Genomic DNA, 12713 nt, shown 5'->3' with positions numbered 1-12713 from the left:
ACCATTACAGAAGAATGATAGGGACAATGAAATCCATCCGTGCAGGGAAGAACGTTAGCCTCTTTGCCGTCCTGTTTGCGTCGATCGCAGTACCCTCGATGCACGCCCAGGACTGGTTTCACCTGGAGACCAGCGGCGGCGCCACCCGTATTCGTATCGCCGTTGCCAACTTCAAGCCTCAGGCCGGCGATCCCGCCGCCTACAAACACACCTTCGACACCACGCTCTTCGCCGACCTCACCGCCGCCGGCCTCTTCGACATGGTCTCCAAGGACATGATCCCGCAGAGCACCCCGGGCACCCAGGCCGAGATCAGCCTCGCGCAGTGGTCGGCAGCTCCGGCCAGCGCGGCGATGATCGCCTTCGGCAACGTCGGCGTAGCCAACGATCGCCTCGTCGTCAACGGCTTCCTCGACGACGCCAAGAATGCGCAGTATCCGCAGGTCTTCGCCAAGCAGTACAACGAAGCCGCCAGCGACGACAGCGCGCGCCAGATCGCCCACCGCTTTGCCGACGAGATCATCGCCCGCCTCGGCGGTGGCGTCTCCGGCATCGCCGAGACGAAGATCTACTACTCCAAGCGCACAGGCACCGGCAAAGAGATCTGGGAGATGGACTACGACGGCGCCAACCAGCACGAGATCACCCATCTGGGCGCCATCTCGATCTCTCCGCGCGTCTCTCCGGACAACTCCCGCGTGGCCTTCAGCTCCCTGGGCAAAGACGGCTTCCAGATCAAGATGTACTCCCTGCTGCTTGGCCGCCTCGTGAACTTCACCTCCGCGGGCGGAACGAACGTCTCTCCGGCCTGGGCACCGAGCGGTCAGCAACTCGCCTTCTCCTCCTCACGCACCGGAGATCCTGAGATCTGGATCTCCGACCCCGAAGGCCGCGTCGCGCACAAGATCACCAGCTTCATCGGCCCGGACGTCTCCCCCACCTGGAATCCCAAGACCGGCGGCCAGATTGCCTGGATCAGCGGACGCACCCACCTGCCGCAGCTCTACATCATGGATGCGGACGGCTCCGGTGTGCAGCGCCTCACCGACGGCGGCTATGCCACCTCGCCCTCGTGGTCTCCCAACGGACAGTTCCTCACCTTCGCCTGGGATCGCAAGTACGGCCCCGGCGCTCCCGGCGGACAAGACATCTACGTCATGGAGATCGCCTCCAAGAAGTGGATCCAGCTCACGCATGACATCGGCCCCTGCGACTTCCCTTCCTGGTCGCCGGATGGCCGCCACATCGTCTTCGCGAATGGCAACGGTGCTCACACACGCATCATGTCCATGCTGGCCGATGGCACACAGAAGCAGGCCCTGACAGGCGCCGGCTCGGACATGCCGAACTGGAGCTGGAAGTAAGCGCCACAAGAACATCGTGATACGATATTAGCTGCGAAATCAGCAGTATCCAGATAGTGAAGTATAAGATTACAGAAGATTTACCAAGAAAGAGGACGACCATGATCTCAAGCCAATCAAATACCTGGAAAGCGACGCTGCTAGGTGCCACGTTCGCGCTCCTCACCATCACAGGCTGCCACCACGATCACGCGTCCGCCATTCCCGCGAACGCAGGCGCTCCTGACAACTCGGGAGGTCCCGCGCCAACCGCTTCGCTCACCGCAGATCCGCCGTCCATCGATCTCGGCCAGTCCGTCGTATTGAACTGGCGCACCACCAACGCCACCAGCGTCACCATCGACGGCATTGGACAGTTGCCCATCAACGGCACCCAGACCGTCTCGCCTTCGAACTCGACCAACTTCCACCTGATCGCCAAGGGTGACGGCGGCGTGACCGAAGCAAATGTGCGAGTCACCGTGCGTGTTCCTGTCGTCCCCAGCATGGGAGCCGATAACAACACCGACGGCGACATGGGTTCTGAGGCCGCCTTCCACCAGAACGTGCAGGATCTGTTCTATGACTACGACAGCTTCGATCTGCGCCCTGACGCCCAGTCCTCGGTGATGCACGCCGCCAGCTACCTCAACGCACATCCTGCGATCAAGGTTCTGATCGGCGGCTACTGCGATGACCGCGGCTCGGCCGAGTACAACATCACGCTCGGCGAAAACCGCGCCAACGCCGCAAAGACAGCACTGGTCAGCGCGGGTGTCTCGGCCAACCGCCTGCGTGTCGTAAGCTACGGTAAAGAGAAGCAGTTCTGCACCGAAGAGAACGAGAGCTGCTGGCAGCAGAACCGCCGCGCCCAGTTCACGCTCGACAAGTAACGATCGGGACAGACGCCGCGCAGGATCTTGCTTCATCCTCCTGCGCGGCGTTTGCCGTTCCCCGACCATCTCAGCCTGAGGAGATTGCACCCATGTTCCATTCACGTCCTGTACGCTTCGCTGCTGTAGCCCTGCTCTTTGCAGGGCTTTCGAGTCTGCCCGCCCACGCTGTGAGCAAGGACATGATCCAGTTGCAGACGCAGATTCAACAGTTGCAGGACGCCGTCGCGCGGCTGCAGCAATCCAACGACGAACGCATGGGCGTCATGAAAGATCTCGTCCAGCAGACCGCCGACGCCGTGAACAAGATGTCTGTAGCCGTCAACGGAATGGAGCTGCGCCTGCAAAACCAGCAGGAGGCAGCGGGCGCAAAGTCCGATCAGCTCTCCGGCCAGGTTCAATCTCTCAACGACACGCTCGACGAGCTGAAGGCCCGCATGGCGCGCATGGAAAAGACGCTGAGCGACATTCAGAACCAGCAGCAGTCGGCGAACGCCATCCTGGGCAACCTGCCCCAGGGAACCGGCGCACCGGCAGCAGCCCAGCCCCAGACCCAGCCTTCCAACGTCCTCCCCCCCACAGCACCGAGCGACAACGGCGGCCCCGCCGATCAGCCCGCCGCACCGATCACAAGACCCGACGCCAAGCCCTCAGCCTCTGATGCTCCTCCAGTAGCCGACATGTATCGCACCGCCTACAGCGACTACATGGGAGCCAAGTACGCTCTCGCCTCGTCCGAGTTCGACGATCTCATCAAGGCCTATCCGGATGACAATCTTGCGGGCAACGCCTACTTCTACATCGGCGAGATCAACAGCAAGACCCAGAAGCCGACAGCGGCAGTCAAGAGCTACGACCACCTGCTCGAACGCTACCCGGACAACGCCAAGATTCCGGCGGCCCACCTACACAAGGGTGAGGCCCTGCTCGCCATGAAGCAAAACGACGCCGGTATCCGCGAACTGCGTTCGCTGATCCAGCGCTTCCCCCAGTCTCCGGAGGCCTCCCAGGCCCGCAGCAAACTCAACGGCATGGGCGTGCCGATTACACCGCGCCGGTAAAAACAGCGCAATACAAGAAGAGGGCTGAAGCTTAGACCTATTGTGGTATTCACGAATAGATCTGGCCTTCAGCCTTTTCTTTTGCTTTTCTTGTTGTCATTCCCGCAGCGAATCTGCTTCTGCCAAAGCTCTAGCTAACGCCTGCGACCCGATCCCACCCGGGATTTTGCGTGATCCATTCGCTCGACCGACACCAGCTCGTCTCCATCTCTGGAATGCTGAGCATGCCATGGCCTTGCCGGCAGACCAGCTCGTTGCCGTTCCACTCAAGAAGATTATGCGAGGGACGGCCTACGCGCGCAGGTGTGGAAAGCACGCGGAGACACTGGTTGCAACGCTGCCCCTGATCGTGGAAGGCCCAGCGCAGGCCAACCAGCGAGATGCAGGCGGAAATGAGCACTTGAGCCAGGTCTGCCGTAATAGGCAGAGGAGCGTGAAGGGGCTGGCAAATATCCGTGCTCAACAGAAAGGAGAGCGCCAGAACAAGCGTTGCCTTTGCAGCGAAGAAGAGCTGCCGCTTGATCCAGTACATTGTTTTTCCGGTTGCACTGGGTTTGACATGTCTGCGTGAGGCCGTAGCAAACGTGACAAAGGCTACAAGAGGCGTTTCGATAAGGAAACGCCTGGAGGGGTTGCTTAGATTGAGGCTGAGCGCATGCCAACCTCCGCTAAGCGCCAGGGAGGCCAGCGCGGAAAGCAGGCAAAGAGCGAAGAGCAAGGAGAGGCAAAGAGTGGCTGTACCGCTTAGGGCGCGTCTCCAGCTATCGGTGCGGAGCCAGAGAGCATCACGCATGAGACCAATCGAGAGATCGACCATGACACTCAGGGCCTGGGAACGACGGCTACGAGTCCGATGGTGAATATGCCAAAGCTCAGCTTGCCAGGTGTGGAACCACTCTTCGCGTTCGGCAGCAGGAACGGCCTTCCCCAGGATGCGCAGGAGGATTCGATCGAAGAGCGGCAGAGGCGAGGGGAGGGAGTGGCTCATGAGTGCTTCTCCGAAACAAGGCGGGCGAGGAGTGGATATCGCTCAGTGGCAGCGAGCGCGGCTGCTTTGCCTTCGCGCGTGACCTCATAGTAACGGCGGGCCGGACGCTGGTTGGTCGCGGCTTCTTCTTCTGCTTCCCACTTGGAGGTAACAAGCTCGTCGCGCTCAAGACGGCGGAGTGCCGGATACACGGTACCGCTGGGCAGACCGGTGACCTCCATGACATCGAAGCCGAAGCAGTAGCCGAGGCTGAGTGTCTTGAGGATGAGAGCCGCGCTATGGGAGAGACGAGGGGTACTCATGAACTATGTAGTATGCTATCACAATGTAGCACACTACTCCCTACCGAGTTACAGTAGCGGCTAAGAGCGCGTCAGTTCCCGGAAGGCTTTTCGATGTGATCGACCACCATCACATCAACCTTCGCCTTCGTCACATCCATCTTCAGCCCCACCTGTTCCTGCAACGCGGTAAAGAGGCTGGGCAAGGCGTTCGGATCATCGGGATTCGGTAGAGGGATATGCGCGCCGAACGACGCAAACTGAGATTGGTCAGGCGTCCAGTTCAGGTTGAAGTCATACCGCTCGGTCAATCCAGTCTGATCCACTACCGGCTTGTCCATCACCGCCTCCTGCATGCCGTGGCAGAAGTCTTTCATGGTGGAATTGGTCACTCTTAGTTTGCCCAGGCCGCCGAAGATGAAATTTCCCGGCGAGTTTGGCCGATCGGAAGTCAGAGTGAGCTTCGGTCCGCCCTTGGCCACGGTCAAAGCATAGGCCGTCATCTCCCGCTGCTCGGTATGGAACTTCAGTCCAAACCGCGCCACCAGAGCATCCTGTATCAGCAATCGCATCTGCTGAATATTCGGCTGGCCTTCTACGTCCGGCACGCCGTCAACGTCGTACTTTTCGTCCATCCATGAAGGAGCGTTCAAGATCTCTTTTGTCTGCAGAGAATAACCGAAGGTAATGAGATCGTTGACCGTGGTATTGATCGTTAAGACCTGCCGCCCGCGAATCGTAAATAGCTTCCCGGGCTTGTTTGGGTCGCTCGGCTTCACTGTAACCACATCAAACTTGGGCTTCGCATCCGTCGGCATAGACTTCGGTGGCTCGGGAATGGCCCAGGTATTTTCCGGAGTGACGTGGGTGAGGTTGAGCACATGCGGCGTGCCGTTTTGCGTCGAGTTACCCTCGATCGAGGTCCCATCGGGATTCAGCGTTCCGGCGTAAGTCAGATCCAGAGGCTTGACGGTAAAACCAAAGCTCGGCTTGTCTACTGTTATGGAGGTGATGCTGATAGGGGTACTACCCTGATCGATGCTGTACATCACACCCTTCCATCCAGCAGTGTCCGCCTTGGATATCTTCAGGAGAATCCGCAGACCGTTACCCGCCTGCAGAGTACCCTGCCAGTTTCCTGAGAGATCTTGGGCCTGTGACTGAAGCACCCCAATTGCAAACAGCAAAACCGCGACAAGTCGAAGCGCAATCACTCTCATGCTGGAATCCCTCTTTTGAATCCTGGTGTGTACCTGCACAAGTTACACTGCGCTTCAGCAATATGGCAAAAGAAAACCGTTTCAACTCGTAGCTCGCAACCTCGCAGCTCGTAGCTGAACGCAAACCAGCCCACCACAAAATTCCGGATGCCCTTACCCGCACTTCACCAGCAAGACTGACTGCAAGAAACAGTACGCCCACGGTAAAACTAAATCTTTTCGACAAGCGACTTCATCGCCAGGCTCTCAGGAGTGTTGAGCGCATCGAGACCTTCAACCACGGCGCAGCGGTCGCGCTCATTGCGGTTCTGGCTCACCTTCCACTTGCCCTCAAGCCGCCGGATCGGCAGTTCAAATCCAACGATCCCATTCAACAAGGCCTGAATAAACGTCTCCGGCGCATCGCTGACCTTCCATGGAACGGCCGACGACGCCTCATGAATATCGGTCAACCCCTCCAGGTGCTTCAACAGCCAATCGGCTTCATGAATCACCCTCAGCGGACCGTAGGCATGAACGACGGCATAGTTCCACGTAGGCACTTCTTTGCCATGCTCGTGCTTGCCCGGATACCAGGAAGCCGAGATGTAATGTTGCGGCCCTGCAAAGATGGCCAGGGCATCGACGTCCGGCGTCAGATCGCGCCACTGCGTATTGGCGCGAGAGATATGCCCCTTCAACACACCAAACTCCGAACCATCTGCCTCAAGCACCATCGGAATGTGCGAAGCAAAAAGACCGGAGGAACTCATCGTTACCAGGGACGCGAGCGGATGAGCCTGAATCAACGCATGGATAACCGGAATCCGTTTTTCTTCATTCACCTTCGGAATGTACACGGCCCCTCCTACGCGCAGCACGAGAACCCTTTCAACTCGTAGCTCGCAACCTCGCAGCTCGTAGCTGAACGCAAACCAGCCCCACCGCAGAACTTCAAATCACCGATGAACTGGCTGTTAGTTCCGCAGCTCGCGCAACGCCACTTCCACTAGCTCACGCTGCTCAATATTCAACGGCAGACGCGGCAACCGGGGCGATCCCCCGAAATAACCGTTCAGATCGCAACCATACTTGATCCCGGCGACACCAAGCTTCCGCATCACCTCATCCGCCATGCGAAGCCGCTTCGCCTTCTCGGCGGACAACGCGGGATCGCCATCCTTGAAGGCCGCAAAGACCTCATGGCAAGCCTGCGGAGAACACGCAGCCAGCCGCGGCAACGCTCCCGGAACACCTGCCTCCAGCAGAGGCAACAGTTCACTGGCATCTCCAGCAGCCATCACCTGGAATCCAACTGTCTTCGTGCGTGTCTTGATCGTCGCCTTCGGCGTGGCAACGGCCAGGGCTGCGCCACCACCCAGCGATTCGGCGGACACGAATGTCGCAGGCCCCTCACCACTCTCAGGCACAACCATCCGGCGCGTCACCGGCGCAAAGATCGTAGTCACGGTTACATCCCGGCGCACTGAAGCCGTGGCTGTAGCAATCAAACCATAGCGTTCAACGGACAGGTCCGCATCATACAGTCCAACGATATTGGCATGCTCTGCCAACTCAGCGACCAACGTAATCGGCAGTTGCCGGGACGGCGCCGTCGCATGGCTCCAGAGCAGCACCGGAAGCGGCGAAGCATCCGCAACGGCGCGGAAGAAGAGCGCCAGTTCAGCGTCAGGCAGCAAGGTGTGCGGAGCCGCGAGCAGCACCGAATCGAAGCTCGCACGTTCCGCGCTCTCCGCCATCGCCACCGCACGGCGCACGCTGTCCTTTGCGATCCCTGCGATCAACACCTTCTCGCGCGCCGCCGATTGGCCGACAGCCTGCAGCACCTCGTCCGTCTCAACGTCAGAGAGCGTACTCCCCTCGCTGCCCGGTCCAAGAGCTACCAGACCAGCAGCAGGCGTCAGCGAGTAGCGGCCAACGTTGTGCTCCAGCTTGCGCAGATAGCTGTTGCCATCGCGATAGAACGGCACCGTCAGAGGGATATGAATTCCGTCGATCAACATAGCTTCACCAGACATTCCGCAACCTACGCCAGAACCGCTTCACTCTTGCGTGCTGCATGCAATGCCTGCAACGACTCAACACGATACTCGCCCTTTTGCAGCGCTTCGATTCCATCCGCCGCAGCCCGTGCAGCAGCCAGCGTCGTAATGGTCGGCACACGGCCGGTCACCGCGGCACGGCGAACCGCCTGCTCATCGAAGACGCTCTCCTGCCCGCGCGGTGTATTCACCACGAGCTGAATACGGTCGCTCTTGATGAGATCGACGGCGTTCGGTCTACCTTCGTTCACGTTGTATACGCGCTCGACCTGCAGGCCACTGTCCTCAAGTACCTCGGCGGTGCCATGCGTCGCCACCAGATGGAAGCCCATCTCAACGAAGCGGCGTGCCAGGCTCGCGACAGACTCCTTATCGTGCTCGTTCACACTGAAGAAGACCGTGCCCTCACGCGGAAGATGCAGGCCAGCCGCGGTCTGGGCCTTCGCAAAGGCCTCACCGAAGGTTGCGGCCACACCCATGACCTCGCCGGTGGAGCGCATCTCCGGCCCAAGCACCGGATCGACGCCCTGGAACTTGCCCCACGGAAACACCGGCGACTTCACGAAGAAGTGATTGCCCGTGCCTAGATCGCGTCCGCTCGCAAGCTGCTCCGGAAGCAACTCGCTTAGCTTGCGGCCCGTCATCAGGCGCGAAGCTACCTTCGCAAGCTGAATGCCCGTCGCCTTTGAAACATACGGCACCGTGCGCGAAGCGCGCGGATTCACTTCGATCACGAAGACCTTGCCACGCTGAATCGCAAACTGCAGATTCACGAGACCGATCACATTCAAGGCCAGCGCAAGCTGCCGCGTATAGCTGCGAATCGTCTCGAGCACCTCAGCCGAGAGATCGACCGCGGGCAGTACGCATGAGGAATCACCCGAGTGCACGCCAGCCTCTTCGATGTGCTGCATGATCCCGGCGATGACCACATCCTTGCCGTCGCACAGCGCGTCGACATCGACCTCCTGCGCATCTTCGAGGAAGTGGTCGATCAGCACCGGCCGCTCCTGCGAGTACTCGATCGCAGTCGACATATAGCGGACGACCGCTTCGTCGTCATACGCAATCACCATCGCACGTCCGCCCAGCACGTATGAAGGCCGCACCAGCACGGGATACTCCACACGCCGCGCGCCGGCCAGCGCCTCTTCCACGCTGGTCGCCATCGCACCTTCAGGCTGAGGAATACCAAGCTCCGTAATCAGCTTGCCAAACCGCTTGCGGTCCTCGGCAAGATCGATCGACTCGGGCGACGTGCCGATAATGGGCACACCGGCTGCCTTCAGGGGCAGCGACAGGTTCAACGGAGTCTGTCCGCCAAACTGGACGATCATCCCGATCTCCGCGCCCGCCGAAGCTTCATGCTCATACACCGCGAGCACATCTTCAAACGTCAACGGCTCGAAGTAGAGGCGATCGCTGGTGTCGTAGTCGGTCGAAACCGTCTCCGGATTGCAGTTGACCATGATGGTCTCGTAGCCATCTTCACGCAGCGCGAAGGCCGCATGGCAGCAGCAGTAATCGAACTCAATGCCCTGCCCGATACGGTTCGGCCCGGAGCCGAGAATGATGACCTTCTTGTTCGCCGTGGGCGCAGCCTCATCCTCTTCGTCGAAGCAGGAGTAGAGATAAGGCGTAAAGCTTTCGAACTCCGCCGCGCAGGTATCGACAAGCTTGTAAACCGGACGCACACCGAGCTTCTCACGTAGCGACCGCACCTGCGCCGTTGCGTCTTTGCCGTTGAGCCCAAACGCCGCAGCCAGTCTCTCATCCGACAGTCCCATGCGCTTGGCCGAGTGCAGCTCATGCGCATCCAGGGCAATGCCCTTCTCCGCAACCGTCTTCAGCTCTTCCGCAATGGTCTTCATCTGGTGCAGGAACCAGGGGTCCATGCCGGTGAAGTGCGCAACCTCGCGCACGCTCATGCCCTGATCGAAGGCATAACGCAGGTACGCCAGGCGCTCAGGATGCGGAGTGACAAGACGCTGCCGCAATCTGCGTGGATCGATCGTATCCCCACTGCCCTTCTTGCCTGTCTCGAGCGAGCGTACCGCCTTCATCAGCGCTTCTTTGAAGGTGCGGCCAATCGCCATCACTTCGCCGACAGACTTCATCTGCGGCCCAAGGATCTCATCGGCGCCGGGGAACTTCTCGAACTGCCACTTCGGAATCTTCACGACGACATAATCGATCGTCGGTTCGAAGCAGGCAGGCGTGGCCTTCGTAATGTCGTTCTGCAGCTCGTCGAGCGTGTAGCCGACGGCCAGACGCGCGGCGATCTTCGCGATGGGGAATCCCGTCGCCTTCGACGCCAGCGCCGAAGAACGCGAGACGCGCGGATTCATCTCAATGACCGTCATGCGGCCGTTCTGCGGATTCACCGCGAACTGCACGTTGCTTCCACCGGTCTCGACACCGATCTCGCGAATGACGGCAATCGCCGCATCACGCATTACCTGGTATTCGCGGTCCGTCAACGTCTGCGCGGGAGCAACCGTGATCGAGTCACCGGTATGCACTCCCATCGGATCGAAGTTCTCGATCGAGCAGATGATGATGACGTTGTCGTTGAGATCGCGCACCACCTCCAGCTCATACTCTTTCCAGCCCAGCACCGACTCTTCGAGCAGGCACTCGTGCACCGGCGAAAGGTCGAGGCCGCGCGACAGAATCTCCATCAGCTCTTCGCGGTTGTAGGCGATGCCGCCGCCCGATCCGCCCAGCGTAAAGCTCGGGCGAATGACCACCGGAAAGCCCAGCTTCGCGGCGAACTCAATCCCATCGCGAAGGTTATTGATGAGCATCGACTTCGGCATGTCGAGCCCGATCTTGTTCATCGCGTCTTTGAAGAGCAGACGGTCTTCGGCCTTCTTGATCGCCTCGAGCTTCGCGCCGATGAGCTCGACGCCATACTTCTCGAGCACGCCCGCGTCGGCGAGATCGACCGCAAGATTGAGCGCGGTCTGTCCGCCGACGGTCGGCAGCACAGCGAACACGCCTTCCTTGCCCGCCATCATCTCGACTTCGACGCGCAGGATCTCTTCAACATACTTAAGAGTCAACGGTTCAATGTAGGTGCGGTCGGCAAGTTCGGGATCGGTCATGATGGAGGCCGGGTTCGAATTCACCAGCACCACCTCGTAGCCCTCAGCCTTGAGGGCCTTGCAGGCCTGCGTGCCGGAGTAATCGAACTCAGCGGACTGGCCAATGACGATCGGCCCGGAGCCGATAACTAGAATCTTTGCAATGTCGTTCCTGCGTGGCATCTAACGATATACCTCACGGCGGTGCGCTACCTCAACTACAAGAATGAGGAGGAGATGGTCTTCAATGCGGCAAATCACACGGTAATCGCCAACACGATAACGAATCCTGTCCTCATAGGCACCACTCAACTTCTTCGCGATGACCTGAGGAGCCTCCAGTTTGGCAACTCGGTTTTCCATGAAGGATCGGATTCGTGTTTCAACGTCTGGGGAAAGTCTTTTAAGCTGTCTTTCGGCTTGCTTCGTATATTGAATGTTCCAGGCCTGCAACTCGCTCTCCTTCAGGAAGTATGTACGTCAACCCTTCTTCCGAAAGCGCGACATCCGAGACGACACCGTCTTCAATATCTTCGACATAGGTATAGAGTGCTTCCTGGGCAAACTCCTGCACGGTCTTTCCTGTCTTCTCGGCAGCAGCGGAAAGACGCCGTTTCAGGTCATCGCTCATCACGATCTCCATGCTGGTCTTCGCCATTAGGGTTTCCTCCACTCTTCCATCATCTTACGGAAGTCCCGGAACAGATAGTGCGAATCATGCGGCCCGGGGCTTGCCTCGGGATGGTACTGCACGCTGAACATCGGATCGGTCTTGTGCTTCAGACCGGCAAGCGTGTCGTCGTTCAGGTTGACGTGCGTCACCGCTACGTCATCGGGCAGAGACTTCGGATCGACGTTGAAGTTATGGTTCTGCGCCGTGATCTCGACCTTGCCGGTCTCGAGGTTCTTGATCGGATGGTTCCCGCCATGATGCCCGAACTTCAACTTGTAGGTTTTGCCGCCGAGCGCCAGGCCGAACAACTGGTGCCCCAGGCAGATGCCGAACAGCGGCTTCTTGCCCTGCAGGTCGCGGATGTTCTGCTGCGCGTACTCCAGCGGCTCGGGGTCGCCGGGGCCGTTGGAGAAGAAGATGCCATCCGGCTCCAGCGCCAGCACCTCGGCGGCGGAGGTCTTTGCCGGCACCACCGTCACGCGGCAGTTCTCGCGCGAGAGCATGCGCAGAATGTTCTGCTTGATGCCGAAGTCATAAGCGACCACGTGCATCTGCCCCACCGCTCCTGAGTCCGTGGGCAACAGGAAGTCGCCCGTCTCATTGCGCGGTTCTGTCGAGTCCCAGGTGTAGGAGGTCTTCGTCGAAACGACGCTGGCCAGGTCGGTGCCGTCCATCTTCTTGTGGGCACGAGCCTTGGCGACGAGCGCGTCCGTATCCTCGACCGCCGTCGAGATCACTCCACGCATGACGCCATTGGCGCGCAGATGGCGCACCACGGCTCGCGTGTCGATCTCTGCGATCACCGGAACGCCGTTGCGCTCCAGATACTCGTCGGCGACCTCGGTGGAACGCCAGTTTGAGCTCACCGGAGAGAACTCACGCACGACCAATCCCTCGATATAGGGGCGGGAAGCCTCTGCATCTGAAGGTGAAGTGCCATAGTTCCCAATGTGAGGGTTTGTCAAAATAACGATCTGGCCTGCATAGGAAGGATCGGTGAAGATCTCCTGGTAACCGGTCAGTGATGTGTTGAAGACTACCTCGCCAACGCGTTCAACCTGCGAACCGAAGGCCTTACCGCGAAAGAGGCGCCCGTCTTCAAGGGCGAGAATTGCTTGCATTGCCT

General features: G+C 59.4%; 12 protein-coding genes. 3 read left to right on the top strand and 9 right to left on the bottom strand.

Features of this window, described 5'->3' with window-relative positions:
• Positions 1–26 precede the first annotated feature (26 nt).
• From ACIX8_RS06625 to ACIX8_RS06615, 3 genes are all read left to right on the top strand, one after another.
• Positions 27–1364: a PD40 domain-containing protein gene (locus tag ACIX8_RS06625; RefSeq protein ID WP_014264561.1), complete on the top strand. Its 1338-nt coding sequence runs from the start codon at positions 27–29 to the stop codon at positions 1362–1364.
• A 101-nt stretch (positions 1365–1465) separates the two neighbouring features.
• Positions 1466–2236, top strand: a complete 771-nt coding sequence (locus ACIX8_RS06620; protein WP_014264560.1) for an OmpA family protein — start codon at positions 1466–1468, stop codon at positions 2234–2236.
• A 92-nt stretch (positions 2237–2328) separates the two neighbouring features.
• Positions 2329–3297 (top strand): tetratricopeptide repeat protein, encoded by a 969-nt coding sequence (locus ACIX8_RS06615; protein ID WP_014264559.1) that lies wholly within the window; start codon positions 2329–2331, stop codon positions 3295–3297.
• A gap of 130 nt (positions 3298–3427) precedes the next feature.
• Here the strand turns inward: ACIX8_RS06615 and ACIX8_RS06610 are convergent, their stop codons facing one another.
• From ACIX8_RS06610 to carA, 9 genes are all read right to left on the bottom strand, one after another.
• On the bottom strand, positions 3428–4285 hold the full coding sequence (locus ACIX8_RS06610; RefSeq protein ID WP_014264558.1) for a hypothetical protein: 858 nt from the start codon (positions 4283–4285) through the stop codon (positions 3428–3430).
• Complete coding sequence (locus ACIX8_RS06605; protein WP_014264557.1) at positions 4282–4587, bottom strand: PadR family transcriptional regulator; 306 nt, start codon at positions 4585–4587, stop codon at positions 4282–4284. Before ACIX8_RS06605 ends, ACIX8_RS06610 begins: the two co-directional genes overlap by 4 nt.
• A 71-nt stretch (positions 4588–4658) precedes the next feature.
• Positions 4659–5786, bottom strand: coding sequence for a TIGR03435 family protein (locus tag ACIX8_RS06600; RefSeq protein ID WP_014264556.1), 1128 nt, complete (start codon positions 5784–5786; stop codon positions 4659–4661).
• Between the two features lie 209 nt (positions 5787–5995).
• Positions 5996–6625, bottom strand: coding sequence for an FMN-binding negative transcriptional regulator (locus ACIX8_RS06595; RefSeq protein WP_014264555.1), 630 nt, complete (start codon positions 6623–6625; stop codon positions 5996–5998).
• A 117-nt stretch (positions 6626–6742) separates the two neighbouring features.
• The gene (locus ACIX8_RS06590; protein ID WP_014264554.1) at positions 6743–7804 is read right to left on the bottom strand and encodes a dihydrodipicolinate synthase family protein; all 1062 of its coding nucleotides are present in this window, start codon (positions 7802–7804) and stop codon (positions 6743–6745) included.
• 8 nt (positions 7805–7812) lie between these two features.
• The gene (carB, locus tag ACIX8_RS06585; RefSeq protein WP_014264553.1) at positions 7813–11097 is read right to left on the bottom strand and encodes a carbamoyl-phosphate synthase large subunit; all 3285 of its coding nucleotides are present in this window, start codon (positions 11095–11097) and stop codon (positions 7813–7815) included.
• Positions 11098–11367 (bottom strand): type II toxin-antitoxin system RelE family toxin, encoded by a 270-nt coding sequence (locus tag ACIX8_RS06580; protein WP_014264552.1) that lies wholly within the window; start codon positions 11365–11367, stop codon positions 11098–11100.
• Positions 11318–11572 (bottom strand): CopG family transcriptional regulator, encoded by a 255-nt coding sequence (locus ACIX8_RS06575; RefSeq protein WP_014264551.1) that lies wholly within the window; start codon positions 11570–11572, stop codon positions 11318–11320. The genes ACIX8_RS06580 and ACIX8_RS06575 overlap by 50 nt, the downstream gene beginning before the upstream one ends.
• Positions 11572–12708: a glutamine-hydrolyzing carbamoyl-phosphate synthase small subunit gene (gene carA, locus ACIX8_RS06570; RefSeq protein WP_014264550.1), complete on the bottom strand. Its 1137-nt coding sequence runs from the start codon at positions 12706–12708 to the stop codon at positions 11572–11574. Before carA ends, ACIX8_RS06575 begins: the two co-directional genes overlap by 1 nt.
• Positions 12709–12713: the final 5 nt, after the last annotated feature.

Source organism: Granulicella mallensis MP5ACTX8 (assembly GCF_000178955.2).
GTDB classification, from domain to species: domain Bacteria; phylum Acidobacteriota; class Terriglobia; order Terriglobales; family Acidobacteriaceae; genus Granulicella; species Granulicella mallensis.
Note: the sequence above shows the minus strand (reverse complement) of the source record. Positions and strands in the feature narration are given on the sequence as shown.